This window comes from Aeromonas sp. 61P (assembly GCF_051919545.1).
In the GTDB taxonomy this organism is placed as follows: Bacteria; Pseudomonadota; Gammaproteobacteria; order Enterobacterales; family Aeromonadaceae; genus Aeromonas; species Aeromonas veronii.
Map to the genome: position 1 here is coordinate 1,621,956 of NZ_JBQBEL010000001.1, position 25,962 is coordinate 1,647,917.

A 25,962-nucleotide genomic window follows, 5' to 3' on the forward strand; every position below is an offset into this window, starting at 1 on the left:
ATGCGCAAAGGTTTTTATTGTGTTTTGTGTTTGTTAAAAGTGGTTGAGCTGGCGCGAACGGCTGATTAAGCTAGGCCGGTTTTTTAGGGATGAGCCCGTCACCAGAGCGGGCAGAAAATGACACAAAACGGAGTTTTGCATGACAGCTAGCACACCCATGTTAATCACCTTCCTGGTGTATATCCTCGGAATGGTGTTGATCGGCTTCGTCGCCTATCGCGCCACCCGCAACTTTGATGACTACATTCTGGGCGGCCGCCGGATGGGGAGCTGGGTCACAGCTCTCTCTGCTGGCGCCTCCGACATGAGCGGCTGGCTGCTGATGGGCCTGCCCGGCGCCGTCTTCGTCAGCGGCATCTCCGAGAGCTGGATCGCCATCGGTCTGGTGATCGGTGCCTACCTCAACTGGCGCTGGGTAGCGGGCCGCCTGCGGGTACATACCGAGAAGAACCGCAATGCCCTGACCCTGCCGGACTACTTCACCTATCGTTTTGAAGATCACAGCAAGGTGCTGCGCATTCTCTCTGCGCTGGTGATCCTGCTCTTCTTCACCATCTATTGCGCCTCCGGCGTGGTGGCCGGTGCCCGTCTGTTCGAGAGCACCTTCGGCATGGATTACAACACCGCCCTCTGGGTCGGTGCCGCCGCCACCATTACCTACACCTTCTTCGGCGGCTTCCTCGCGGTGAGCTGGACCGATACGGTGCAGGCGACCCTGATGATCTTCGCCCTGATCCTGACCCCGGTCTTCGTCATCATCGCCGTCGGCGGGATAGACAGCGCCATGATCGAGGTGGCCGCCAAGAGCGCTACCAACCTCGACATGTTCAAGAATCTGGATGTGATCGCCATTGTCTCGTTGATGGCCTGGGGCCTTGGTTACTTCGGTCAGCCCCACATTCTGGCCCGCTTTATGGCGGCGGATTCCCACCACTCCATGGCCAATGCCCGCCGTATCAGCATGACCTGGATGGTGTTCTGCCTCGCTGGTGCGGTGGCCATCGGCTTCTTCGGTCTGGCCTACTTCGCCCGCTTCCCGGAAGTGGCGGCTGGGGTGACCGGCAACCCGGAACGGGTCTTTATCGAGCTTTCCAAAATCCTGTTCAACCCCTGGATCGCCGGTGTGCTGCTCTCCGCTATTCTGGCGGCGGTGATGAGCACTCTAAGTTGTCAATTACTGGTCTGCTCCAGCGCCATCACCGAGGATCTCTACAAGCCCTTCCTGCGCAAGAACGCCTCCCAGCGTGAGCTGGTGTGGGTGGGTCGCCTGATGGTGCTGCTGATCGCGGTGATTGCCATCGCCGTCGCCATGAATCCGGAAAACCGGGTGCTGGGGCTGGTGAGCTACGCCTGGGCCGGTTTCGGTGCTGCCTTTGGTCCCGTGGTGCTGCTCTCGGTGCTCTGGCCGCGAATGACCCGCAACGGCGCGCTGGCCGGCATGCTGGTCGGTGCCATCACCGTCATCGTCTGGAAGCAGTTCGGCTGGCTGGGGCTGTATGAGATCATCCCGGGCTTCCTGTTCGCACTGCTGGCCATTGTGGTGGGTAGTCTGCTTGGCGAAGCGCCCTCAAAAGCGATGCTGGAGCGTTTCCGCGATGCCGAGGAGGAGTACAACACTCCGGCCGAGAGCGCGGGAGAGCCGGTCGCGGTGAACTGATCCCCCTTACCGCTTTCTGCTTGAGAGCCCCGCCCCCGGACAAGGAGCGCCCTGGTTGGCCATCCTTGCACCGGTTTGGCGGGGCTTTGTGCTATCTGATTCACTCTTGGGCACTTTTTTATGTTCGGCCGGTGGCTCCCGAGTGCTCGCTTTCTTTTGTCTTGGCACCGAATATGGGACACTAGGCCGCCTGAAGGAGACCTAGTGCATGCGGCTATTCACCCTGATCCTGATCCTCCTGCTGGGGGGACTGCAATATGACCTCTGGCTGGGGAAGAACGGGCTATCCGATTATCAGAACCTGTCGGAGGCCATCTCGCAGCAACAGCGGGACAACCAGACTCTCAAGGATCGTAACGACCTCATTTACCGCGAGATAGATGATCTCACCTCTGGCCTCGAGGCCATCGAGGAGTTGTCGCGCAACGATCTGGGTTACATCAAGCAGGGGGAGACCTTCTACCGGATCATCCCCAAAGAGAAAGACAAAGAGACAGCGCCGGACGATGAGCCCTACGATGACTGATGCCAGCCGGGTATCCGGCCTGACGGCGATCGTCCCTGCCGCCGGTATCGGCAGCCGGATGGGGGCCGATTGCCCCAAGCAGTACCTGCAACTGGCGGGTAAAACCATTCTCGAACATACCCTGGAGCGGCTGCTCTCCCACCCGGCCATCGCCCAGGTGATCGTGGCGCTGGCGCCCCATGACCGCTGGTTCGAGGCCCTGTCCGTGGCGGCCGACCCGCGCATTGTGCGGGTAGAGGGAGGCGCCGAGCGCGCCTTTTCCGTCCTCAATGGCCTCCATGTGGCGCAAGGGGAGTGGGTGCTGGTGCACGATGCGGCCCGTCCCTGTCTGACTCACGGCGATCTCGATGCGCTGATTGTCGCGGCCATGAGCTGTGGCGGCGCCATTCTCGGCAGTCGGGTGCGCGATACCATGAAACGCTCCGATGGGGAGGGCAATATCATCGCTACCGTCGAGCGCGAGCAGCTCTGGCATGCCCTGACGCCGCAGATGTTCCCGACCCGTGCCCTGAAACGGGCGTTGGAAGAGGGGTTGCTGCTGGGCGCCACCATCACCGACGAGGCCTCCGCCATGGAGCGGGCCGGATTCACGGTGCGGATGGTGGAGGGGCGCGCCGACAATATCAAAGTGACCCGGCCGGAAGACTTGTCGCTGGCGGGGCTGTTTTTAAGCCAGCAGGCATAAGCCCCTCAGTCAGAACAGACCGTTCAGAGCAGAGCGTCTCGAACAAACAGGCCCGAACAAGGAGTTAGCATGATCCTGATTGGACATGGTGTGGACGTACACAAAATTGATGGGGTTGGTTTCAGCATGTTGGGAGGTTGCCGCTGATGATGCGCATTGGTCATGGTTTTGATGTTCATAAATTTGGTGGTGTTGGTCCCTGCATGCTGGGTGGCGTGCCGGTTCCCTACGAGCAGGGGCTGGTTGCCCACTCCGATGGCGATGTGGTGCTGCACGCGGTAAGCGATGCCCTGCTGGGGGCTATCGGTGCCGGTGACATCGGTCGCCACTTCCCCGATACCGCTGCCGAGTTCAAGGGGATCGACAGTCGCATTCTGCTGCGGGATGTCTTTGCCCGGGTACAGAAGGCGGGGTATGCCATCGGCAATCTGGATGTGACCATCATCGCCCAGGCCCCCAAAATGGCGCCCCATATCGACGCCATGTGCGCCGTGCTGGCCGCCGATCTGCAATGTGATTTGAACCGGGTGAACGTCAAGGCGACCACCACCGAACAGCTTGGGTTTACGGGGCGCAAGGAAGGGATCGCCACCGAAGCCGTCGTCCTACTGGTGAAACAATAATGCTGGAACAACTTGCCTATCTGCACGGGGCGCCCACCGCCCGCGGTATCCTCAAGGCCGAGGCCGCCGATTTCGTGGTGAATGAAGATCTCGGCTTCGAGCCCTGTGGCGAGGGGGAGCATGTCTTCGTCCGGGTGCGCAAAACCGGCGAGAACACCGCCTGGGTGGCGGGTCTGCTGGCCGATGCGGCCGGGGTCAACCGCAATGCGGTGACCTGGGCGGGCCTGAAGGATCGCCACGCGGTGACCGAGCAGTGGTTCGGCATTCACCTGCCAGGCAAGGCCGAGCCGGACTTGTCGGTTATCGAGAGCGACAGCATCCAGATCCTGCAAGCCAGGCGTCACAACCGCAAATTGCGGGTCGGTTACCTCAAGGGCAACCATTTCACCCTGCGTCTCACCGCTCTGGAACAAGCCGACGGGCTGGAGGCGCGCCTGCAGGCCATCGCCACTCAGGGCGTGCCCAATTACTATGGTGAGCAGCGTTTTGGCCGCGATGGCAACAACCTGGAAGCGGCCAAGACGATGTTTGCCGGCAAGCGGATCAAGGATCGCAACAAGCGCTCCCTCTACCTCTCTGCCGCCCGCAGCATGCTGTTCAACGCCATCGTCAGTGCCCGTATCGAGCAGGGGCTAGCTCATCAGCTGCTGGCCGGTGATTGCGTGATGCTCAAGGGTAGCCACTCCATCTTCAGCGAAGAGAGCGTGACCCCCGAGCTGGAAGCGCGTCTTGCCTCCGGCGACGTGCAGCTGACCGCGCCCCAGTGGGGCCGTGGCCGCCTGGCCAGTCAGGGCGCCGCTGCCGAGTTCGAACAGGCTGTGCTGGCTCCTTACAGCGATTGGTGTGACGGGCTGGAGAAAGCCGGGCTGGATCAGGACAGGCGCCCCCTGCTGCTCAAGCCGGAGCAGATGAGCTGGCAGCTGGACGGCGAGGCGCTGACCCTCTCCTTCTTCCTGCCGGCGGGCGCGTTTGCCACCAGCGTGGTGCGCGAGTTAATGCAGGCCGAAGAGGCCGATCACGGTTTCAGGAATCAGACCGATGCGAATTCTGGTCAGTAATGATGATGGTGTGCATGCCGAGGGCATTCGTGCCCTCAGCGAGGCGCTGCGTGCCTGCGGCGAGGTCATTGTGGTGGCACCGGATCGCAACCGCAGCGGCGCGAGTCACTCCCTGACGCTGGAAGTACCGCTGCGGGTTACCCGCATTGCAGAAAACGGCTTTAATGGGGGCGAGAGCTATGCGGTGAAGGGCACGCCGACCGACTGCGTGCATCTGGCGGTCAACGAGCTGGTGCGTCCTGAACCCGACATGGTGGTGGCCGGCATCAACCACGGTGCCAACCTGGGAGATGATGTCATCTACTCGGGCACGGTCGCCGCGGCCACCGAGGGGCGCCATCTTGGCTACCCCTCCATCGCCATCTCGCTGGTAGGCAAGACCCACTTCGCCACGGCGGCCCACTATGCGGCCCTGCTGGTGAAGGGGCTGATGAAACACCCCCTGCCTGCCGATCAGATCCTCAACGTCAACGTGCCGGACTTGCCCCTCCAGCAGATCAAGGGGATCAAGACCACCCGCCTTGGCAACCGCCACCGGGCGGAGTCGGTGATCTGCACCGAGGATCCCCGTGGCCAGCCCATCTACTGGATCGGCCCCCCCGGTAGCCAGCAGGATGCCGGTGAAGGCACCGATTTTGCTGCCATCGAGCAGGGCTATGTCTCGATTACCCCCCTGACCATCGATATGACTGCCTATGACAGTCTCGCCGGTCTGGGGGCCTGGTTAGATCTGCAGGGATGAGGGTGGTGTGATAGTACAGCGCCTGTTAAATCAGCTCATTGCGCAGGATATTCGCGATTTTCGCGTGCTGGCGACCATCGCGAAAGTGCCGCGCCAGTTGTTCGTGGACGAGGCCATGGCGCACAAGGCGTGGGACAACACCGCCCTGCCCATTGGCCACGGCCAGACCATTTCGCAGCCCTATATGGTGGCGCGAATGACCGAGTTGCTGATGCAAAACAATCCGGCCCATGTGTTGGAGATTGGCACTGGCTCGGGCTACCAGACGGCGATCCTCGCCCATCTGGTGGAGCATGTGTATACCGTGGAGCGGATCAAGTCGCTGCAGTTCCAGGCCAGACGCCGACTGCGCCAGCTCGATCTGCACAATGTCTCGGCCAAGCACGGCAACGGCTGGCTGGGGTGGCCCAACAAGGGGCCTTATGACGCCATTCTGGTGACGGCCGCGGCGAGCGAGATCCCGACGGCACTGACCGATCAGCTGGCCGAAGGGGGTCGACTGGTGTTGCCCGTGGGTGACAGCCAGCAGACCCTGCAGCTGATCGAACGATCCGGATCCCAGCTGACCAGCCGTATTCTGGAGCCGGTACGTTTTGTTCCCCTGATTGACGGAGATGTTGAGTGAAGTTGTTTTCCCGTTTGTACGTACTGGTGATGCAGTGGGCTCGCCACAAGCATGCCCCCTGGTATCTCTCCATCACCGCTTTCATCGAGTCGGTGTTCTGGCCGATCCCGGTGGATGTGATGCTGGCGCCGATGGCGCTCGCCAAGCCCCACAAGGCGTGGCACTACGCCACGCTGGCTACCCTCTTCTCTGTGTTGGGCGCCCTGTTTGGCTATGCCCTTGGCTATGCCCTGTGGGATCCGGTCGTGCTGCCACTGGTGGAGTCTGTGGGCTATCAGGACAAGATCGAGATTGCTCGCAACTGGTTTGAGCAGTGGGGGATCTGGGTCATTTTCATTGCCAGCTTCACCCCTATCCCCTACAAGGTGTTTACCGTGACGGCAGGGTTGTTGCAAATGGCTCTGCTGCCCTTCATCATCACCTCCCTCATCGGTCGTGGCATGCGCTTTTTCCTGGTTGCGGGCCTGATGCGCTGGGGTGGCGAGAAGATGGAACGCAAACTGATGCACTACGTAGATGTGCTCGGTTGGCTCTGTATTGGTCTGGCCGTGGTGGCCTATTTCTGGTTTAGTCGTTAAGGATCCATTATGCGTTCGCGTATTTGGCAAGGAAGCAGTGTCGTGGTGTTGTCATGGCTGCTGCTTGCCTGCTCCTCCAGTAAAAATGCAGCTCCGGTAGATGGTGTTGATGAGGGGCAGTTTGTCTCGACCATTCCGGCTCGCCAAAGCGGTGCCCAGGTCAGCGCCCCCATTCAGGGCGGCAGCTATGTGGTGAAGCGGGGCGATACCCTCTACTCCATCGCCTTCAACTCCGGCAACGACGTGCCGTCGCTGGCCAGCCTCAACAACATCAGCCCGCCCTACAACATCTATCCGGGGCAGCGACTGCGGCTCGATGGTTCCAGCGCCAGTGTTGGCAGCAGCCGCAGTGCCGGTACCTATGAGGTGCGCCGCGGCGATACCCTGAGCAGCATTGGCCGCCAGTTCGGCATGACGCCGCAGGCGCTGGCCCAGAGCAACAACCTGAGCGCCCCCTATGCGCTGCAACCGGGTCAGGTGCTCAATGTCCAGACCGCAGGCGGCGGTTCGACCCAGATGGTGGCTGCGACTCGTCCGGCAACCGTGACGCCGGTGGCCGTGAGCCGTCCCAGCAGCGGTCCGCGTCCGTTGGCCGAGCCGAGTGGATCTGGTCCGACCACGCCGTTCATCTCTCAGAAATCCGTTGCTCCGGCAGCACCGAAGGAATACGCTCAGGTCAAAGAACAAAAAACAAACAACTCCCAGTCGAGACTTGCTTGGCACTGGCCCGCAAAAGGCCGGATTGTCGAGGGGTTCTCTGTTGCAGAACAGGGTAACAAGGGGATCGACATAGCCGGCCAGAAGGGGCAACCCGTCTACGCCGCCAGCAGCGGTAAAGTGGTATACGCTGGCAGTGCTTTAAGGGGGTACGGCAAGCTGATTATCCTCAAGCATGATGATGACTATCTCTCCGCTTACGCACACAACGACGAGTTGCGGGTGAAGGAAGGGGACAGCGTCAAGGGGGGCTCGGTCATTGCCAACATGGGTAGCACGGACGCGCCGGATGTGCGATTGCATTTCGAGATCCGGTACAGAGGCAAGTCGATCAATCCGATGAGCTATTTGCCAAAGCGTTAACCCCAGAGAGACCGTCTTACTCTGGTAACGTCAGGGAGACACACCATGAGCCAAGAACAACTGGTAATGCAGGATGCAGAGTTAGAGTTTGACGCTGAACCCGAATCTCATGAAGTAGAAGAGTTGCAGGAGGTAGCCGCCGAGGCGGAAGATATTATCTCCGATGAGTTGCTGGCACCTGAGCTGAACAAGGTGATGGATGCCACGCAACTCTATCTGGGGGAGATAGGTTTCTCCCCGCTTCTCACTGCCGAAGAGGAAGTCTACTACGCCCGTCGTGCCTTGCGCGGTGACAAAGCCGCCCGCAAGCGCATGATCGAGTCCAACCTGCGACTGGTGGTGAAAATCGCCCGTCGTTACAACAACCGCGGCCTGGTGCTGCTGGATCTTATCGAAGAGGGCAACCTCGGTCTTATCCGCGCGGTCGAGAAGTTTGACCCCGAGCGCGGCTTCCGTTTCTCTACCTATGCCACCTGGTGGATCCGCCAGACCATCGAGCGGGCCATCATGAACCAGACCCGCACCATCCGTCTGCCCATTCATGTGGTCAAAGAGTTAAACGTTTACCTGCGCACCGCGCGCGAACTCTCTCACCGTCTCGATCATGAACCGACCGCCGAGGATATCGCCTTCGCGCTGGATCGTTCGGTGGATGACGTGAACCGCATGCTCAAGCTCAACGAGAAGATCACCTCGGTGGACACTCCCATAGGCGGCGATCGCGACAAGGCGTTGCTGGATGTGCTCTCCGACGAGCGAGGCATGGGGCCTGAGCTGGAGTCACAGGAAGATGATATGCGCAGCAGCATTGTCCACTGGCTGGAGGAGCTCAACCCCAAGCAGCGGGAAGTGCTGGCCCGTCGTTTTGGTCTGCTGGGTTATGAGCCGGCTACCCTCGAGGATGTGGGGGCCGAGATTGGCCTGACCCGCGAGCGGGTGCGCCAGATCCAGGTGGAGGGGCTGCGCCGTCTGCGGGAGATCCTGCTGAGCCAGGGGCTCTCCATCGAGGCGCTATTTCGTACCAATTAAGCATCTGCACCAATTAAGCCCGCACCAACTGATCAGCGCATCAGCCAGATAGCACGAGGGGAGCAACAGCTCCCCTCGTTTTTTATTGCCTGTCGTCTGGTGATGGCTTCGCGGTTATACCAGCTCGGCCAGCATGGTGTCGGCGTAGGGCACCAGCGCTTCGCCCTTCTTCACCTTGGTGAGGTAGTCCGGGTTGGCGATAAGTGGACGACCGATAGCCACCAGATCGAAGCGGTTGGCCTCGATGGCCGCAGCGGCGCGCTCGGCGTCGTAGTTGCCCACCCCGACCAGATTGCCCTTGTAGTGGGCGCGCAGATAGTCGGAGGCACGGCCACCCAGATAATCGAAGGTGAGGTTGTCATCGAAGATGCCGAGGTGGATATAGGCCAGCGGGCGGTCGTTGAGCTTGCCCAGCAGGTAGTCGAACACGGCGCGATCTTCCGGGCTGCCCGCCAGATGGACATAGGCACCCGGGGAGAGGCGAATACCTACCCGATCACCACCGATGTGGGCGCTGATGGCATCGACCACTTCCAGCGCGAAGCGGCTCATATTTTCCGGGCAGCCACCGTAGTTGTCAGTGCGCAGGTTGGTGGAGTGGTGCAGGAACTGGTCGATCAGGTAGCCGTTGGCACCGTGGATCTCTACCCCGTCAAAGCCCGCCTCGATGGCGTTGGCAGCGGCCTGGGCGTAATCCTGTACCAGCTGGGCGATTTCCGCCTCGGTCAGGGCGCGCGGCACCTGATAGGTCAGCGCGCGCATGCGGGGCACTGTGCCCTCGTGCGCCACGGCAGAGGGGGCCAACACTTCAGCCTGATGGAAGAAGGGGTGGGAGAGGCGGCCGACGTGCCACAGCTGGGCGAAGATCTTGCCGCCCTTGGCGTGCACGGCGCTGGTCACTCTCTTCCAGCCATCGATCTGCGCCTGGGTGAAGAGGCCTGGGGTATTGGGGTAGCCCTGCGCGTCGGGGCGGATGATGACGGCCTCTGAAACAATCAGGCCGATGTCGGCGCGGCGACCGTAATAGGTAGCCATCTGCTCGGTCGGCACCAGACCAGGGCCTGCCATGCAGCGGGTGAGCGGGGCCATCATGAAACGGTTGGCCAGGGTCAGAGTGTCATTGAGTCGATACGGCTGAAACAGGGTATTCATGATAGGTTGTCCTGAACGGGTTATTCTTGAACGTGCATTCAAGACGTTTTTTGCGCCGGGCGCAAGCTTTTTTTGAATGCGCGTTCAAGAAGGTTGGCCCGAGCGGGCGGCTGGGGTAAACTTGCCGCCCTTTCCAGCCACTCTTTATCGGCGGGCCCTGTTGCCCCTTGCCGGTGAACCATTTCCCACGGGAGGAACCATGCGCATAGCCGAGTTTGATCGGGACGAGGTACTGCGAAATGCCATGGAAGCGTTTCGCGCCAAGGGATATGCCAAGACCACCATGCAGGAGCTGGTGGCCGCTACCGGCCTGCACCCGGGCAGCATTTACGGCGCCTTTGGCAACAAGCGCGGCCTGCTGCTGGCTGCGGTGGATCACTATGTCGAGGGCAAACGCACCCTGCGCCGCTCCCTGCTCGACAACCCGAGCCCGCTGGCGGGCCTTGCGGCCTATCTCGACCGGATTGTGGGTGAGGCGCTCTGCGGCTCCTGTCTGGTGACCCGCACCATGATGGAGCTGAGCGAGCAGGATGAGGAGCTGACCCAGCGGGTCAAGGGGATCTATGGCGAGCTGGAGCAGGATCTGGCCGAGTTGCTGACACAGGCGCAGGCCAAGGGCGAGCTGGCCCCGGATAGCAATATCCACACCCTCACCGCCCTGCTGCTGATCAACCTGCAAGGGTTGGTCACCTTCGCCCAGTGCCGCCCCGATCGCCCCCTACTCGACGACGTAGTCGCCCAGCTGATGCGGGCCCTGCGGGCGTAAGTTAGGTTTCCCCTTCTCCGTTTTTGCTTTTTGAATTGAGGGGAAGGGGTCAATCGGATTGGCGTAACAAGAACAGGATAAAATCCAGCACAGAGTTGAGCCTGCCCAGTACATCGTTATTCCACACTCGGATCACCCGAAATCCCTGCTGATTGAGATAGGCTGTCCGAGCCTCGTCATGCATCTGGTTCGCTTGTGTTCCGTGTTGCGAACCATCCACTTCGATGATCAATCCCTGTTCAAGGCAGATGAAGTCCACCACATAGGGGCCGATGGGCATTTGGCGGCGAAATTTCAACCCAGCCAGACGGCGATTGCGCAGCTGTTGCCACAGTATCTGCTCTGCCTGCGTGGCATCCCGTCTCAGTCGCTTGGCAAAGTGGTTACTCTCCATAAATTGCCCCTGCTCCGTATCGCCCTATAGATATAGCCAGCTTCCCATCTGTTTACCGGTTGGGTATTGCGTCCCCTCACCCTAGCCCTCTCCCGGAGGGAGAGGGAACAGATCGAGTTGTGGTTGGGATTGGGCTGATCATCACTGTATTCATTGTCGGATTCGAGTAGGGGAAGCTGGATTGGGTGATAGCAGATGGCGATAACTGTTCGAATGTATTGGGAATCGCCTGGCTGGCTGCGATGCTGCAAGTTGTAGCGTAACGGCTCCCTTCTCCCCTTGCGGGAAAAGGGTTGGGGATGAGGGGAAAGAAGCCCCCTCACCCTAACCCTCTCCCAATGGGAGAGGGAACAGCTCGAGGAGCTATCGGGATTGGGTAATACGAAGATGACGGTAACTTTTTGAATGTATTGGGAATCGCCTGGCTGACTACGATGCTGCAAGTTGTAGCGTAACGGCTCCCTTCTCCCCTTGCGGGAGAAGGGCTGGGGATGAGGGGGAGGGAGCAGGAGCAGCCCTCACCCTAACCCTCTCCCAAAGGGAGAGGGAATTGATCGAGGTTCGGTTTGGGCATCATGGTCGGCCAACAAGCTCCTTCATCAAATCCTTGAGCCACACCTGCGCCGGTTGTTGCGTATGCGCCGATGGGGTATGCCAGACGCCGCGGTCTTACCTCGGTCCCACCAGCTCTTTCATCAAATCTTTCAGCCATACCAGCGCGGGTTGCTGGGCATGCACGGGGTGCCAGACGCAGTTGAGGTGATAATCCGGCACGTCTTCGGGCAGCGGCAGGCTTTTCAGCGGCCAGTGGGTGGCGAGCAGCTCGGCTACCATGCTGGGCAGTACCAAGAGGTGATCGCTCTGGCTGACGATGGCGGCGGCGGACATATAGCTCTGGCTGTTGACCGAGATGGTGCGGCTAAAGCCCTGACTCTTCAGATAGCGGTCGAGGCTCGCCTCCGAGGTGCCAAGGGGCGAGTGGAACACGTGGGGCATGGCGATGAGCTGCTGCAAGGTGATGCGCTCCATCCATTGGGAGGGGTCATCCTCGGCGCCGGCGGGGGCCGATTTGGCAATGGGCAGGTCGGCGCGCACCAGCCCGGCCAGCGGCTCGGTGAGCCAGGTCTCCTTGCCCAGATACCCCGGCACCTGCATGTACTCGTCAAAGCCCAGCACCAGATCGATCTCGCCGCTCGCCAGCTCGGCTTCGGGCAGGGTGTCGCGCAGGATGCGGATCTCGATGGTGACCCCCGGCGCTAGCCGTCTGAGCCGCTGGATCAGCGGCGGGATCAGCACGCACTCCACGTAATCTGTGGTGCAGAGCACGAAGCGCCGCTTCGACTGGCTCGGCTCGAACTCTTCTTCCTCGGTTAGCTGCTGCTCCAGCAGCCGCAGTGCCTGCTGCACCCCGAGATGCAACCGCTGGGCGCGCGGGGTTGGCAGCATCCCCTGCGGGGTGCGCACCAAAAGCGGGTCGCCGAGAAAGGTGCGCAGCCGGTTTAGGGAGTGGCTCATGGCAGGCTGGCTGATAAAGAGCGCCTCGGCGGCGCGGGTAACGCTCCCTTGCGTCATCAGGGCGTCAAACGCGAGCAGCAGATTGAGGTCGAGTTGGTGCAGTTTCATGGGGGGGATTATTCGCCGTGTTTATGGGACAATCCATCCTATTCATTTGATGGATGGGGGCGCAACGTCTTAATCTGCGACCCACTGTTATTTTTCCGGGTTCCCGCGCCGCATCGGGCGTAAACGGGGGCCTCAATCCATGCAAGGAGCCTTGCGATGAGCATCAAGACCATTAACTCCACGCCGGCCGCCGACGGCTTCACCATGCCCGCCGAGTGGGCGCACCAGCAGGCCGTCTGGATGATCTGGCCGTTTCGCCCGGACAACTGGCGCGTAGCCGGTCGCTTCGCGCAAGAGACCTTCGCCAAGGTGGCCGATGCCATCGGTGGTGCGACTCCGGTCTTTATGGGGGTACCGGCCCAGTTTATGGAGCAGGCCCGCGCCATTATGCCCGCCCACGTCACTCTGGTTGAAATGGATAGCGATGACTGCTGGGCTCGCGATACCGGCCCGACCATCGTCACCAACGCGGCCGGCGAGTGCCGCGGGGTGGATTGGGGCTTCAACGCCTGGGGCGGTCACAAGGGCGGTCTCTACTACCCGTGGAATCAGGATGAAGAGGTCGCTGCCCAGATGCTGGCCCAGCACGGCATGGCTCGTTACGATGCGCCGCTCATTCTGGAAGGGGGCTCTATCCACGTCGATGGCGAAGGTACCTGCCTGACCACCGCCGAGTGCCTGCTCAACGAAAACCGCAACCCGCACCTGACCAAAGAGCAGATCGAAGCTCACCTGCGCGACTATCTGGGCGTCACCAGCTTTATCTGGCTGGACGAAGGCGTCTACATGGACGAAACCGACGGCCACATCGATAACATGTGTTGCTTCGTCCGTCCGGGTGAAGTGGCCCTGCACTGGACTGACGATCAGAACGATCCCCAGTACGCCCGCTCCGTAGCCGCCCTCAAGGTGCTGGAAGCGGCGGTCGACGCCAAGGGTCGCAAGCTGAAAGTGTGGAAGCTGCCCCAGCCGGGCCCGCTCTACTGCACCGAGGAAGAATCTGCAGGCGTCGAGAGCGGCAGCGGTGTGCCGCGCGAGGCAGAAGGCCGTCTGGCCGGTTCCTATGTGAACTTCCTCATCACCAACGATCGCATCGTCTATCCGCTGCTGGATGCCGCCACCGATGGCGAAGCCCAGCGCATTCTGGAAGAGATCTTCCCGGATCACACCGTGGTCGGCGTACCGGCCCGCGAGATCCTGCTGGGCGGTGGCAATATCCACTGCATTACCCAGCAGATCCCCTCCGGCAAATAAGAACCGGATGACGATCCTGCTGCGAAGCCGTGATCAAGGCTCATGTGCTGCTCGGAATCCTCATGTATTCACATACACTCCGGTTCCTGCGCTGCTCTTCACCTTGCTGACGGCCTCTCGCGACGGGTCGTAAACCGGTTCCAGCTGGTATTCAAAACCCCACGCCGTGGGGTTTTATCTCTTGATGGTGTGATGAGCGTCGGCGCTGATGCGGCGATCATCATGACAAACAGTCACCCTTTTACAGGAGATCCCCATGATCGAAGTGACCGAGGTTTCCATTGCCGAGCTGCGTGCCACGCTCGAATCAGGCCGCACCACAGCGGTAGAACTGGTCAAGGCCTATCTGGCCCGGATCGAGGCTTACAACGGCCCCGAGACTGCCACCAAACTCAACGCCGTGGTGGTCGCCAATCCCGATGCGCTGAAAGAAGCCGAAGCTTCCGATGCCCGCCGCGCCCGTGGCGAGACCCTGAGCCCGCTCGACGGCATCCCCTACACCGCCAAAGACAGCTATCTGGTCAAGGGGCTGACTGCCGCCTCCGGCAGCCCGGCCTTCAAGGATCTGGTGGCCCAGCGCGATGCCTTTACCGTAGAACGCCTGCGCGCCGCCGGTGCCATCTGCCTTGGCAAAACCAATATGCCGCCGATGGCCAATGGCGGCATGCAGCGCGGCGTCTATGGCCGTGCCGAGAGCCCCTACAACGCCGACTACCTGACCGCGCCGTTTGCCTCCGGCTCCTCCAACGGCGCCGGTACCGCCACCGCCGCCAGCTTCTCTGCCTTTGGTCTGGCGGAAGAGACCTGGTCGAGCGGCCGTGGCCCGGCTTCCAACAACGGCCTGTGTGCCTACACCCCGTCCCGTGGCGTCATCTCGGTGCGTGGCAACTGGCCGCTGACTCCGACCATGGATGTGGTGGTGCCCTATGCCCGCACCATGAATGATCTGCTGGAAGTGCTGGATGTGGTAGTGGCTGACGATGCCGACACCCGTGGCGATCTGTGGCGCATGCAGCCCTGGGTGCAACTGCCCAAGGCCTCCGAAGTGCGTCCGGCTTCCTATCTGGATCTGGCTGCCAAGGCCGATGCCCTCAAGGGCAAGCGCCTCGGCGTGCCGCGCATGTTTATCAACAAGGATGAACTGGCCGGCACCAGCGAAAACCCCGGTATCGGCGGCCCGACCGGTCAGCGTATTCATACCCGCGAGACCGTGATTGCCCTGTGGGAGCAGGCCCGTCAGGCGCTGGAAGCTGCTGGCGCCGAAGTCATCGAAGTGGACTTCCCGCTGGTCTCCAACTGCGAAGGGGACCGACCCGGCGCTCCGACCGTGTTCAATCGCGGCATCGTGAGCCCGGAGTTTCTCAACGACGAGCTGTGGGAACTCTCCGGCTGGGCGTTCGACGACTTCCTGCGCGCCAACGGCGATCCCAAGTTGAACAAGCTTGAGGATGTCGATGGGCCGAAGATCTTCCCCCACGATCCGGGCACCCTGCCGAATCGCGAGGGCGATCTGGCTGCGGGCATGGACGAGTACGTCAATATGGCCAAGCGCGGCCTGAAATCCTGGGACGAGATCGCCACAGTGCCGGACGGCCTGCGTGGTCTGGAGAAGACCCGCAAGCTGGATCTGGAAGACTGGATGGACGGGCTCCAGCTCGACGCTGTGCTGTTCCCCACCGTCGCCGACGTCGCCCCGGCTGATGCGGATGTGAATCCGGCCTCCGCCGATATCGCCTGGAGCAACGGCATCTGGGTTGCCAACGGCAACCTCGCCATTCGCCACCTCGGCGTGCCGACCGTCACCGTCCCCATGGGGGTGATGGCCGATATCGGTATGCCGGTGGGCCTGACCTTCGCCGGTCGCGCCTATGACGACAACAACCTGCTGCGCTTTGCTTCGGCCTTCGAGTCCACCGGCAGCAAGCGTATGGTGCCGCCGCGGACGCCACCGCTGGCTTGATCAGCTGGCCTGATTGTTGTTAGGTCAGGCACAAAGAGAGAGGGAGGCATCATGCCTCCCTCTTTTTCGTCCATTTTCTGGCTTTGGCTATCACACCCGGATGTTCTGGCCCGCACCCATTTCGCTTTTTGTCACAGGCGGGGTCTGCTCATCTTGGGACAAGCTGGCCTCCCACTCGTGGGCCTTCTCCAGCAGATCGGCGAGGCTTTCCCTGATCTGCTGCGGACGATAGCTCCCCAGCGCTATCCGGGAGAAAAACGATACCCGCTCGGTGCCGGGATAGATGCCGACTCCGTAGCCATGGCGCAAGGGGGCGAGGGCATGCTCGCCAAAACGCAGGAACAATTCGCGAGACAGGCGCGCGGGAAGATCGCTCGCCGTGGTCACCGAGAGCACCAGCGCCATTTCGTCGGGCTGAGCCACGATATTGACCACAAAGGGGGCGCTCGCTTCCTCTGCTGTTCGCTGGATCTCGAACGTGCAGACGCCGTTTTCATCGAAGGCCAGCGGTTCGACCGACAGCTCGGCCACGATTTTCTGATAGATATCCAACACAACACTCCAGTCCGGTTGCCCGGTCGTCTTCGAAGGGGCAGGGCACGATCACCAAGAGACGGCCCGCCACCGAGCGGGCCGGGCCGTCATCCATATTCATGGCAAGGGTTACACCTTGATATTGAGTGCTCGGCCCTCTTCCAGCTCGAACATCCGGACATCGCTCACCGGATTGTCGTTAAAGCGCACGCTTTTCTTCATCTTGGCGGCGACGCTCTCCCCATCCGATGAGCCAGTGCGCTCTTCGACCAGCGGTGAGGTCTTGTTGGCGCGGGTGTTTGCCTCGGTCAGGGCGTCCAGCTCGGCGTTGGCTCTTTGCTCAAACAGCTGGACGAAGCTGCGATTGAACTCGGCATTGACCTTGGCGTTGAACGCCTCCGATTCATGGCCCAGGGTATTCAACGCCGAACTGAGTGCCTCACCCGAGAGTGACTCGTGCAGGGCGATCGTCCGCTCGATCACCCGACTGCTCAGCATGCTGAAGATGGCATCTTTACCGTTGATAAAGCTGGAGAAGTGCTGCTGCACAAAGCTTAGTGAGTCCTTCTCCAGCGTCTCCAGACCGAGGCGCTTCTTGTTGGCATCTGTGATATCGGCCATGGTCGCCGTTTTGGGGTCGCTACCCGGCTTCAGATATTGGGCCTCGTTCTTGAACTCGCTGACGGGCTGGTTAAAGGCTTGCTGCACAATCTTCTTGGCTTGGCCAAGTTCGGTCAGTTGCCGCTGCACCTCGGACTGAATTTGAGTGGCCCGGGTGGTGAGCGCACTCTCCCCCTTGGTGGCGGCGCGGCTAAAGAAATCGACCACCGCATTTTTGATTCGGCCCAGCGTGCTTAAATGGGCCAGGTCCCGTTGTACGGAGACATCCCCACTCTTGCCGATATGAATGGTGTACTCCTTGCCTTCACCCAGATGAAGGGCAAGCTTCTGATTGCTGCCGGGATTGACGCTGGCGAGCTGCAGGCTGTCGATAGCCTTCAACATCACCGGGGTAGCTCCATGAATAGCCATGACCTTGGTTCCTTATCTCACTAACAAGCGATACATCTGGCCTGCATCATACCCGTCAGTGAAAACGGCGTTTATTAGCCATGGTTGCACTATTTTAGTTTGGGGTTGGTCTGCGCTGGCGTGTGTGTGAGGGGAACAGTTTGCTGTGTTGCCTCGGCGTTGAGTCCACCGGCAGCAAGCTAATGGTGCCGCTGCGGACGCCGCCGTTGGGGTGATAACTAGATCTGTACATACAGTTAAATCTATCAGGTGGATTCTTAAATAATGAAAAGCCACCTGCTATGCAGGTGGTTTTTCATTATTTACGGTTCTATGAAGTAATTCTGTTTAGTTTCAGTTCATGGACTGAAGAACTATTTGTTTGCGAGAAATTCTTTAATCTGATTTATCCAGTTAGGCACATTTTTTACCGTGTCTAGCTCACAATATTTCTTGGAGAAGTTCGTTTTCATACCTGCAGTGTCAAAAAAACTTTCGAGTTGAGTTTGTTCTATATGGCCAAGGTTTAGAGATAGACCTGATGGTGAATTAGCTATGTGTACTTTCATTTTTTTTGATAGCTCTTTAAATTCCACATTTTCTAGTGCATTTGAAAAGAATGAAAATGTTTCTATGAATTTTTTAGCATCTAAGCAATCTTCAATCTCAGTTGGAGGGAAAAATTTATTGTCGTTAGTGCTTTTCAATGTGGTTTCATTCTTCGCTGTACAATTATGCAGGCGTTTAATTGCTATTTGTTTAATCGATGTTTTAGAAATGTATTTTTCATATTGCTTATCAGTGTCTAATAAGCAAAATATCTTGCCCTTTATTTCTTGTCGATCCTCTTCAAGAGCCAAATGAAAGTATTCATATAGCTTTTTTACATACTTTGAACCACCTATGGATATGACGTTTATATTAGGTTCCTTTCCTATCCAGTGTTCAATGTATCTTTTGTCTGAACTTCCTTCACATATAATCCATCCGCGCTCTTCAGATGTGACTGATGCAATAATGGACTGAACAAGATCATTAATGTTTTTCAGTTCAATGCTTGCAGGCTGCTTTCCTTGCGACTCTTCCTTTATATGTTTTATATCTTCTCTAAATCTAGATAGATCAATTAAGTATGCTTTTTTATCATTCTCCTGTTCGGCTATGTATATCGCCGCTCCAGCAGGAACAGCAGACATAAATCCATACCAATGGGTAGCAATAAGGGTTTGTACTCCACCAGATGAAATGTGCCGTAGCTTTTCGAATTGGGAGAAGCAAGATGACGTATGAAGTGATATCTCTGGTTCATCAATAGCTAAAATGACATGTCTACGTCTATCTGTAGACTTTATAATAAATGCACTTGCTAAATCTATAATAGCTTTGCGTTTTTCACCTGAACTACAGTGAAAAATAGGTGTCGATTCACCTGTTGACTTTAAGTTCAACACCTTGGATTCAAAGTAGGTTTCAATTATTTTGGATGATAGATGGGTCAAATTGAACAAGGTTTGTTTTTTAGCCGGCTTTTTGTATTCGTATGTACCCAGGTAGTTACTTACTTCACCAATGAAGTTGTCTAGATTTGTATTTATTTCTTTTATCAGTTTCTCGTCCACTGCCTTTCTTACAATCTCGTCTACAGTGGTGCCCATTAGGGACTGAGTCGTATTACTTTCTATTTTTGTATAGTGTTCAAAATCAATTTCAGAAGGTATATATATGTACTCGAAAAGTTCTAAAACAAGTTCCCTAGCCTCCTCAATAAAATCATCTAGTTCTATTTCAAATTGTTCAAATAAATCATCTTTGTATTCTGAGACACCATGAAATATGGATAGTGAAAATTTTGTTTCTCGTTGACTTTTCTTTTCTACCGCAAGTGGGAAGATAAAAAATGTCTTTTCGTGATTTTTATTCTCAGCTTTAAAGCGGTCAAGCTGCTTAATAAATTCGTTAGCAATGCTTATATGTGAGGAGTTAAATTGTTGAAATTCCAATTGCCATGTTATTTGACTGACAACTTCAAGCCATTTATAAATATTTCTAGATTTATTTATGTATGATTTTGGCACTATGAAAATAGGGCATATCGTTGGTTCTGTAGAGCTGAAACCACTTTTTGCTACGCTGTGATTGTAGTTCCAGTCGGAGTTTGGACTATTAAAATAAACATCTAGTGCCTCTAGAATAGAGCTCTTGCCTACGCCATTCTCACCTACCAAAGCAGAGAAATGCTCACCATTTGAAACTGGGATGAAATTCCATCCTCTATAAGTTTTATAGTTTCTTAAAAAAAGTGAAAAGATCATGTAACACTCAATAGTAAGGGGTAATGTGTTGATGATAATATTATTAAATGAGGATTGATACCCATGTGAATCACAGAGTATGAATTAATAAGATGGTTTTGTATCTTGCGTGTAGTGACTTGTAGGTATTTCGTGCTCTCATTGTTGCAAAGTGTGTGGTTTGTTTTATGGGCAAACGTCACTCTGTAAACTACATCAAGGCGATTATTACATGTTTTGACCATTTACCTCGTTCCACACCCGATACAGTCAATTGCAATATTGGTCGTGGATCGCCGCCGATTTCCCCTGATTTTTTCTGACTTCCCCCTGACTTCACCCAGACTTCACACAACCTCATTTTCCCCTCACAAATCCCCCGTATCTTCTGCCCACTGCTTAAAAGGCCCGGCTTGCCACAGGGGTGGCGAGGGGGTGGTTGGTTCGAGGGAGCAAGATGATGAAAGGTTGGATAAAGTGCACATTGGCTGGGGCCGTGGTGCTGATGGCGAGTTTCTGGGGTGGCAGCGTGCGGGCGGCGGGGATCTCCCTCAAGCAGGTGAGCGGCCCTGTTTACGTGGTTGAAGATAACTACTACGTAAAGGAAAACTCCATGGTCTATTTCGGGGCCAAGGGGGTGACTGTGGTGGGGGCGACCTGGACGCCGGATACCGCCCGCGAGCTGCACAAGCTGATCAAACGGGTCAGCAGCAAGCCGGTGCTGGAGGTGATCAACACCAACTACCACACCGATCGGGCGGGCGGTAACGCCTACTGGAAGTCCATCGGGGCCAAGGTGGTGGCGACGCGCCAGACCCGGGATCTGATGAAGAGCGACTGGGCCGAGATTGTCGCCTTTACCCGCAAGGGGCTGCCGGACTATCCGGATCTGCCGCTGGTGCTGCCCAACGTGGTGCACGATGGTGACTTCACCCTGCAAGAGGGCAAGGTGCGCGCCTTCTACGCGGGCCCGGCCCATACGCCGGACGGCATCTTTGTCTACTTCCCCGACGAGCAGGTGCTCTATGGCAACTGCATCCTCAAGGAGAAGCTGGGCAACCTGAGCTTTGCCAATGTGAAGGCCTATCCGCAGACCATCGAGCGGCTCAAGGCGATGAAGCTGCCGATCAAGACGGTGATTGGCGGTCACGACTCGCCGCTGCACGGCCCCGAGCTGATTGATCACTACGAGGCGCTGATCAAGGCGGCGCCGCAGTCATAACGGCTGCGCGACAGATTGGCAGCAAGCCGTGCCATTGCTGCAATCAGCAGCCATAACGGCACACCAAAAAACGCCCGCTTTCAGGAAATAAGCGGGGGTTTTGCGTTTGCGGTTTTTTTGGGTGGCTGTGAGTGCGTGGCATTAACGCTGTTCAAGGGAGGGAGGCTTTCATAAGATGGCCCTCTCTCTTTTCCCTGAAAGTTATCCATTTTCGTTATGCAATATGCCTCTCTCGCCCGCCTCAAGCAGGCCTTTATCACCGGGATGTGGGCCTCGCTGGTCAGCATCGTTATCGGCTTCGCCTTCAAGGTGTGGCTGGCGCAGTGGGTCGCCAAGGGGGAGCTGGCGCTGTTCAACAGTGTGGTGGATTTGATCTCCCTCTCCTTTATCCTGATGACAGGGTTTCGCTCCTCCATGGTGGTGAGCTACTCCCAGACCAAGAACGATCGGGACATCATCAATATCTTTCGCTACTTCCTCATCGGCATTGTGCTGCTCACCTGGGGGGCGGTGATCCCCTATATCAAGCACGGGCTCCATATCCGGGTGGAGTATCTGCAACTGGTGGGGGTCATCTTCGGGCTGGGGCTCAAGGTCTACTTCACCAATCTGGTGGCCATGTACCGGATGTATGAGCTCTCCAACCGGGTCACCTGGCTGGAGCCGCTGGCCAACGGTCTGCTGTTTATGGCCTGCTACTTTGGGCTCGGGATGGATGCGCTCGCTTCGCTCTTCTACGGGCTGACCTTCTCGTCGCTCGCCATCGCCGGTCATATGTATGTTTCGCGGCGTCGGGCTATCGCCACCAAGCCGCTGGCCAAGGTGGCGCTCGGCCCCGAGATGGTGAGCTATGTGAAGAAGAGCTTTACCGCATCCCTGGAGGCGGGAGCCAGCATCCTGATGATCTATATCACTGTGCTGCTCACCATCCGCCACTTCAGCATCGACGAGCTGGGGGATTTTCAGGTGGTGGTGCGTCCCATCTTTACCTATATGACCACCTTGTTTGTCTTCCCCATCTACCGCTTTGTGCTGCCTGAGCTGGCGGTCAATCTGCGCAATGGCGATCACCGCCAGATAAGGCTTATTCGCCGCTGGATCTTCCGTCTCTCCGCCATCGTCAGTCTGGCCTTCTTTGGTTTGATGCTGCTGGCGGGCAAGCCGCTGGTGCTGTTGTTCTTCCCCGCTGACTACGTGGGGGCGGTGCCTGTGCTGTTCCACTTCTCCATCTTCTTCATCTTTATGATGCTCAACGGCTATCAGCTCGCCTATATCAAGGCTCACGGTCACTTTACCCAGAGCTTGCTGATCCGGCTGGCGGGCATAGTGGCGCTGGTCGCCGCCTACTATCTGGTGGCCGAGTTCACCGCCAACGTGGTGGCGATTATCGTGGCGCTAGGGCTCGGCTATATGGTGATGTTTATTCTCTCGACCCTGGCGGAGCGGCAAATTTTGCGATCCCTGCCACTGGTGCTGGCGACCCGCTAGGGGGTGACTTGCCAAGAGCTGGCCCCTGTCAGATAACAAAAAACGCCCATGCGGGCGTTTTTTATTGGCGGCGCAGGGGAGGCTTAACGCTTGCCCTTGCCACCCTTGTTGCCTGCGAGCGCCTGCTTTCTGGCGCGCTGCTTCTGGGCCGCCTTGCTGTTGCGGCGCGGTTCGGGCTCGAAGCGGGTGAGATCCGGCTCAAAGCCCGGGAACCACTGCTGGGGCAGGCGGGTGTCGAGCACAGCTTCCACCTTCTCCAACAGGGGCGCATCTTCCGGGCTGAACAGGGTAATGGCGAGCCCCTTGTTGCCGGCGCGACCGGTGCGACCGATACGGTGGACGTAGTCCTCGGCCACAAACGGGAACTCGAGGTTAATCACGTAGTTGAGGTCGTTGATATCGAGGCCGCGGGCCGCCACGTCGGTGGCAACCAGCGTTTGCAGGGTGCCGGCGCGAAACTCCAGCAGCACCTTCTCCCGAGCGCTTTGCGACAGATCGCCGTGGAAGGCCAGCGCATTGATGCCCGCTTTGCCAAGCTGCTGGGCCAGCTTGTCAGCACCTTGGCGGGTGCGGCTGAAGATAAGCGCCGGTGCCCACCCTTTCACTTTCAGCATGTGTTCGACCAGCGCCAGCTTGCGATCGCTATCCACCGTGTAGACCCGCTGCTCCACCTCGGCCGCCGTGGTGTTGCGCGGTGCCACTTCAATCAGCTCGGGGTCGCGTAGCAGCACCTTGCTCAAGGCAAACAGGTTGTCGTCGCAGGTGGCGGAGAAGAGCAGGGTCTGGCGATCCGCCGGGATCTGTTTGAGCAGCGCCTTGATCTCGTCCATAAAGCCCATGTCGAGCATGCGATCCGCTTCGTCAAACACCAGATGGCGCAGGCTATCCAGGCTCAATGCCCCCTGACGCAGATGGTCGAGCAGGCGGCCCGGGGTAGCGATCAGCAGATCCACCCCGGCTTGAAGCGCCTCCACCTGCGCCGCGATACTCACCCCGCCGTAGACCAGCGTGCTGGTGAGACCTGTCCCCTGGCCGTAGCGCGCCACACTCTCGGCGACCTGCACCGCCAGCTCGCGGGTCGGCACCAGCACCAGTGCGCGGATCGGGCGCGGGGACGCCATTTGCGGCTGTGCCAGCAACTGCTCCAGCAGCGGCAGCACAAAGGCGGCGGTCTTGCCGGTGCCGGTCTGGGCGCCTGCCATCAGATCCCGCCCTGCCAGAATGACGGGGATGGCGCGAGCCTGAATGGGGGTCGGTGCGGCATAGCCCAGTTCGATCAGGGTCTGCTGCAAGCGGGGGGAGAGGGCCAGTTCGGCAAAGGAGGCTGTGGACATAGGGGCACCAGTCGGGGTTATCGCGGCCTGCGGCCACGATGCAATGAGTGATCGTGGCCGCGATGGTAACAGAAGCAGGGGGAGCGGCAGAAGGCGGCTATGCCTCTGCATCGTCTGGCAACGGGCGGATCAGCCGGATCTTTTTGCCCTCGTAGCAGGCGATATTGTGCTTGCCCTGCTGTTTGACGTGGTAGAGCAGCTCGTCGGCCAGATGCACTGCCTCGGTGACGGTGAGGTAGTCGCGAATGCGGATCACCCCAGCGGAGAAGGTGATGGGGGTGGGCAGCTCGGGGATACCCAATGGGCGATCCAGCAGGCGACCAGCGGAGTGGATCATCATCTCGTCATCCTCCATCCCCTTGAACAGCACGATAAACTCCTCGCCGCCCCAGCGGATGGCGCTGTCCACCTTGCGGATATTGCTTCTGAGATGGCGGGCAAAGGCGACCAGTGCCAGATCCCCGACGCCATGGCCATAGGTGTCGTTGATCGACTTGAAGTTGTCGATATCCAGGATCATCAGGTAGTCGTGCTCATGGAGCAGGCTATGGCAGAGCACATCCCGGCGTGGCAGCCGGGTCAGGTGGTCGGTGTGCGCCAGGGTGCGCAGCCGCAGGTAGATCTGCTTCCAGGCCACCATGCCCAGCAACAGCACGATGAGATAGACCTTGAAGGCTGCACTTTGCAGGGCCAGCTTGACGAAATCAAACCAGCTGTAGGACCACTTCAGATAGAGATCATCCCCCGCCTTGGTGCGCATAAAGGGTTTGCTCAGGCAGAGATGCCTGGGGCGGCAGGGCTCGGCGGCTTCAAACGATATGTTGGTGCGGGTCGGGTTGATGGTGTCGAAGGGTCGCAGCACATCGTTAAATGCTTCATCGACGGCGATGTCGATACCGAGCAGCCCGTATTTGTAACCGCCGCGCCCCGACTGATGAATGAAGGGGAAGTACATCACTATGGTGTTGCGCATGCTGAAGCTGTCGATCTCGATATCGGAGACAAAGGCCTCATCGGCGCTGCACAAGGGGCGTCCGGGGGCAAAGCTGGCGCAACCGAAGTAGTGATACCAGGCGGGCAGGGTCATCAGATCCACCTTGATCGGCGCCAGTCTGGCGGGCAGCACATTGTTGTCGGCTACCATGCCGATCAGCCGGTAGTCATTCCAGATGGTGTAGATATTGATCACCTCCGGATAGGAGAGGGCATAGCGGAAGGTGTTGAGGAGATTGGCGGCCGGGTATTGCAGCGGAATATCGGCAAAGCGGTATTTGCTTTTGAGGTCATACCCGTAGAGATAGTCGCTGCCGACGCTATTCGGGGGCGGTGGCTGATCGAGCAGATGGTGTTGTGCCAGATAGCTGGTGATGTTCTCCACCTTGAGGATCTTGGCTCGCTGGTAGAAGACCTCGAACACGTTCTTCTGTCTGGCGGTGATGAGATCCATGTCGTGCTGGATAGTGAGATAGGTGTAGTAGAAGACAGTGCCCAACCCGGTCAGGGCGAGCAGGGCTAATCCGGCCACTTTGACGATGAACTGGCGAGCACACGCCGATGGCCAGCGCAAGGCTGGGGGGTTACCTGAAAATAAGGTCATAGATGTCTGGGTGCAGTACCGATAGGGGCGCGGGCGCCATACGGGCAAAGTATACGCGAAGGAAATCCCGACAGGATCCACCGACAAACCTTGCCAGAAGCTGAAGCCCTCATCACTTATTTATCCCTACTCCACGATCAGCACGCTCTCGCTGGCCAGATGGTGCAGCCACTCCCTGACGATTAGCAGCACGGCGGCAAAGTGCTCGTCGCGGGGCAGCAAGCTGGCGGTGAGGGGATCCCCTTCCGCCATGGCGGCCAGCTGGCCAAAGGCTTGCTCCACCAGATCCCGGTCGATCTGGTTGTCCCCCAGCGCTTCGGCCAGTGATGGCTGGCTGCGCAGGGTCAGCTGCAAGCCGGGCGGGATCTGCGGGGCGATGCGCATCAGCTCATCCTCCACCACCATGATGGCCCGCTCCAGTTCGAGCGGGGTGGGTGGCGCATTGCGAAACGGCCCGGGCTGGATGGCGTGGGTGCCAAAGGCCAGCGGGTAGTGTGACGGGGCCGCATCTGGCTGGCTCAGCCAGAGTTGGCTGCTCTGTTCACCAATCTCCAGCAGCAGGGTCATCATCTCCGGTTCGGGTTGTGTCATGGTGCTGAGCTCCTGTATTGTAAACGTTTTCCCATTCCTTTGATACCCCCGCCGCCGACGTTTGGCGAGCACAATTTCTGCGAGTCGTCCCTCACTTTGTTGCAAACCCCTTGCAAAAAAATCCATTGGTGGCAGTCTGGAT

24 protein-coding genes are annotated in these 25,962 nt (G+C 58.4%); 15 read left to right on the forward strand and 9 right to left on the reverse strand.

The annotated features are described in order from the left end of the window. Positions 1-139: 139 nt before the first annotated feature. From putP to rpoS, 10 genes are all read left to right on the forward strand, one after another. Positions 140-1,657 (forward strand): sodium/proline symporter PutP, encoded by a 1,518-nt coding sequence (gene putP / locus ACTG2O_RS07925; protein ID WP_139739835.1) that lies wholly within the window; start codon positions 140-142, stop codon positions 1,655-1,657. Positions 1,658-1,865: 208 nt separating this feature from the next. After that, positions 1,866-2,183 carry a cell division protein FtsB gene (gene ftsB, locus ACTG2O_RS07930; RefSeq protein ID WP_005335520.1) on the forward strand — a complete coding sequence of 106 codons (318 nt, stop codon included), beginning with the start codon at positions 1,866-1,868 and terminating at the stop codon, positions 2,181-2,183. Continuing rightward, on the forward strand, positions 2,176-2,868 hold the full coding sequence (ispD, locus tag ACTG2O_RS07935) for a 2-C-methyl-D-erythritol 4-phosphate cytidylyltransferase (protein WP_421325597.1): 693 nt from the start codon (positions 2,176-2,178) through the stop codon (positions 2,866-2,868). The genes ftsB and ispD overlap by 8 nt, the downstream gene beginning before the upstream one ends. Before the next feature lie 146 nt (positions 2,869-3,014). Continuing rightward, entirely contained in the window at positions 3,015-3,491 is a 477-nt protein-coding gene (ispF, locus tag ACTG2O_RS07940) for a 2-C-methyl-D-erythritol 2,4-cyclodiphosphate synthase (RefSeq protein ID WP_005335518.1), read from the forward strand. Next, a complete protein-coding gene (truD, locus tag ACTG2O_RS07945; protein WP_439975570.1) occupies positions 3,491-4,549 on the forward strand; it encodes a tRNA pseudouridine(13) synthase TruD in 1,059 nt (352 codons plus the stop codon). Before ispF ends, truD begins: the two co-directional genes overlap by 1 nt. Next, positions 4,530-5,291 carry a 5'/3'-nucleotidase SurE gene (surE, locus tag ACTG2O_RS07950; protein WP_439975571.1) on the forward strand — a complete coding sequence of 254 codons (762 nt, stop codon included), beginning with the start codon at positions 4,530-4,532 and terminating at the stop codon, positions 5,289-5,291. The genes truD and surE overlap by 20 nt, the downstream gene beginning before the upstream one ends. Positions 5,292-5,298: 7 nt before the next feature. Next, complete coding sequence (locus ACTG2O_RS07955) at positions 5,299-5,916, forward strand: protein-L-isoaspartate(D-aspartate) O-methyltransferase (protein ID WP_005335507.1); 618 nt, start codon at positions 5,299-5,301, stop codon at positions 5,914-5,916. After that, on the forward strand, positions 5,913-6,494 hold the full coding sequence (locus ACTG2O_RS07960; protein ID WP_021229508.1) for a YqaA family protein: 582 nt from the start codon (positions 5,913-5,915) through the stop codon (positions 6,492-6,494). Before ACTG2O_RS07955 ends, ACTG2O_RS07960 begins: the two co-directional genes overlap by 4 nt. Positions 6,495-6,503: 9 nt before the next feature. Beyond that, positions 6,504-7,574, forward strand: a complete 1,071-nt coding sequence (locus ACTG2O_RS07965) for a LysM peptidoglycan-binding domain-containing protein (RefSeq protein WP_439975572.1) — start codon at positions 6,504-6,506, stop codon at positions 7,572-7,574. 45 nt (positions 7,575-7,619) lie between these two features. Further along, entirely contained in the window at positions 7,620-8,603 is a 984-nt protein-coding gene (gene rpoS / locus ACTG2O_RS07970) for an RNA polymerase sigma factor RpoS (RefSeq protein WP_005362773.1), read from the forward strand. Between the two features lie 114 nt (positions 8,604-8,717). Here rpoS and ACTG2O_RS07975 read toward each other — a convergent pair whose 3' ends face one another. Then, complete coding sequence (locus tag ACTG2O_RS07975; RefSeq protein ID WP_439975573.1) at positions 8,718-9,755, reverse strand: alkene reductase; 1,038 nt, start codon at positions 9,753-9,755, stop codon at positions 8,718-8,720. Positions 9,756-9,954: 199 nt separating this feature from the next. On the opposite strand from ACTG2O_RS07975, the gene ACTG2O_RS07980 reads away from it, so the two are divergent. Next, the gene (locus tag ACTG2O_RS07980) at positions 9,955-10,521 is read left to right on the forward strand and encodes a TetR/AcrR family transcriptional regulator (protein WP_005335495.1); all 567 of its coding nucleotides are present in this window, start codon (positions 9,955-9,957) and stop codon (positions 10,519-10,521) included. A 49-nt stretch (positions 10,522-10,570) separates the two neighbouring features. Here the strand turns inward: ACTG2O_RS07980 and ACTG2O_RS07985 are convergent, their stop codons facing one another. Together ACTG2O_RS07985 and ACTG2O_RS07990 are read right to left on the reverse strand one after the other, a co-directional pair. Beyond that, the gene (locus ACTG2O_RS07985; protein WP_439975574.1) at positions 10,571-10,915 is read right to left on the reverse strand and encodes an endonuclease domain-containing protein; all 345 of its coding nucleotides are present in this window, start codon (positions 10,913-10,915) and stop codon (positions 10,571-10,573) included. 669 nt (positions 10,916-11,584) lie between these two features. Next, positions 11,585-12,538, reverse strand: a complete 954-nt coding sequence (locus ACTG2O_RS07990) for a LysR family transcriptional regulator (RefSeq protein WP_058059628.1) — start codon at positions 12,536-12,538, stop codon at positions 11,585-11,587. Positions 12,539-12,694: 156 nt separating this feature from the next. On the opposite strand from ACTG2O_RS07990, the gene aguA reads away from it, so the two are divergent. Together aguA and ACTG2O_RS08000 are read left to right on the forward strand one after the other, a co-directional pair. Then, on the forward strand, positions 12,695-13,792 hold the full coding sequence (gene aguA, locus ACTG2O_RS07995) for an agmatine deiminase (protein ID WP_236303380.1): 1,098 nt from the start codon (positions 12,695-12,697) through the stop codon (positions 13,790-13,792). Positions 13,793-14,048: 256 nt separating this feature from the next. Further along, positions 14,049-15,752, forward strand: a complete 1,704-nt coding sequence (locus ACTG2O_RS08000) for an amidase (protein ID WP_439975575.1) — start codon at positions 14,049-14,051, stop codon at positions 15,750-15,752. A 90-nt stretch (positions 15,753-15,842) separates the two neighbouring features. Here the strand turns inward: ACTG2O_RS08000 and ACTG2O_RS08005 are convergent, their stop codons facing one another. The 3 genes from ACTG2O_RS08005 to ACTG2O_RS08015 all read right to left on the reverse strand — a co-directional run bounded on the left by ACTG2O_RS08005 (position 15,843) and on the right by ACTG2O_RS08015 (position 19,609). Then, a complete protein-coding gene (locus ACTG2O_RS08005) occupies positions 15,843-16,304 on the reverse strand; it encodes a CesT family type III secretion system chaperone (RefSeq protein ID WP_439975576.1) in 462 nt (153 codons plus the stop codon). 111 nt (positions 16,305-16,415) lie between these two features. After that, complete coding sequence (locus tag ACTG2O_RS08010; RefSeq protein ID WP_439975577.1) at positions 16,416-17,318, reverse strand: hypothetical protein; 903 nt, start codon at positions 17,316-17,318, stop codon at positions 16,416-16,418. 353 nt (positions 17,319-17,671) lie between these two features. Further along, the gene (locus ACTG2O_RS08015) at positions 17,672-19,609 is read right to left on the reverse strand and encodes an AAA family ATPase (protein ID WP_439975578.1); all 1,938 of its coding nucleotides are present in this window, start codon (positions 19,607-19,609) and stop codon (positions 17,672-17,674) included. 436 nt (positions 19,610-20,045) lie between these two features. Here ACTG2O_RS08015 and cphA point away from each other — a divergent pair, with 436 nt between their 5' ends. Further along, positions 20,046-20,810 carry a CphA family subclass B2 metallo-beta-lactamase gene (gene cphA / locus ACTG2O_RS08020; RefSeq protein WP_439975579.1) on the forward strand — a complete coding sequence of 255 codons (765 nt, stop codon included), beginning with the start codon at positions 20,046-20,048 and terminating at the stop codon, positions 20,808-20,810. A 216-nt stretch (positions 20,811-21,026) separates the two neighbouring features. After that, positions 21,027-22,298: a lipopolysaccharide biosynthesis protein gene (locus ACTG2O_RS08025; protein ID WP_439975580.1), complete on the forward strand. Its 1,272-nt coding sequence runs from the start codon at positions 21,027-21,029 to the stop codon at positions 22,296-22,298. An 83-nt stretch (positions 22,299-22,381) separates the two neighbouring features. Here ACTG2O_RS08025 and ACTG2O_RS08030 read toward each other — a convergent pair whose 3' ends face one another. The 3 genes from ACTG2O_RS08030 to ACTG2O_RS08040 all read right to left on the reverse strand — a co-directional run bounded on the left by ACTG2O_RS08030 (position 22,382) and on the right by ACTG2O_RS08040 (position 25,820). Then, the gene (locus ACTG2O_RS08030) at positions 22,382-23,632 is read right to left on the reverse strand and encodes a DEAD/DEAH box helicase (protein ID WP_439975581.1); all 1,251 of its coding nucleotides are present in this window, start codon (positions 23,630-23,632) and stop codon (positions 22,382-22,384) included. Positions 23,633-23,729: 97 nt separating this feature from the next. After that, positions 23,730-25,229: a GGDEF domain-containing protein gene (locus ACTG2O_RS08035; protein WP_439975582.1), complete on the reverse strand. Its 1,500-nt coding sequence runs from the start codon at positions 25,227-25,229 to the stop codon at positions 23,730-23,732. Positions 25,230-25,355: 126 nt separating this feature from the next. After that, positions 25,356-25,820, reverse strand: a complete 465-nt coding sequence (locus ACTG2O_RS08040) for a hypothetical protein (RefSeq protein ID WP_439975583.1) — start codon at positions 25,818-25,820, stop codon at positions 25,356-25,358. Positions 25,821-25,962: the final 142 nt, after the last annotated feature.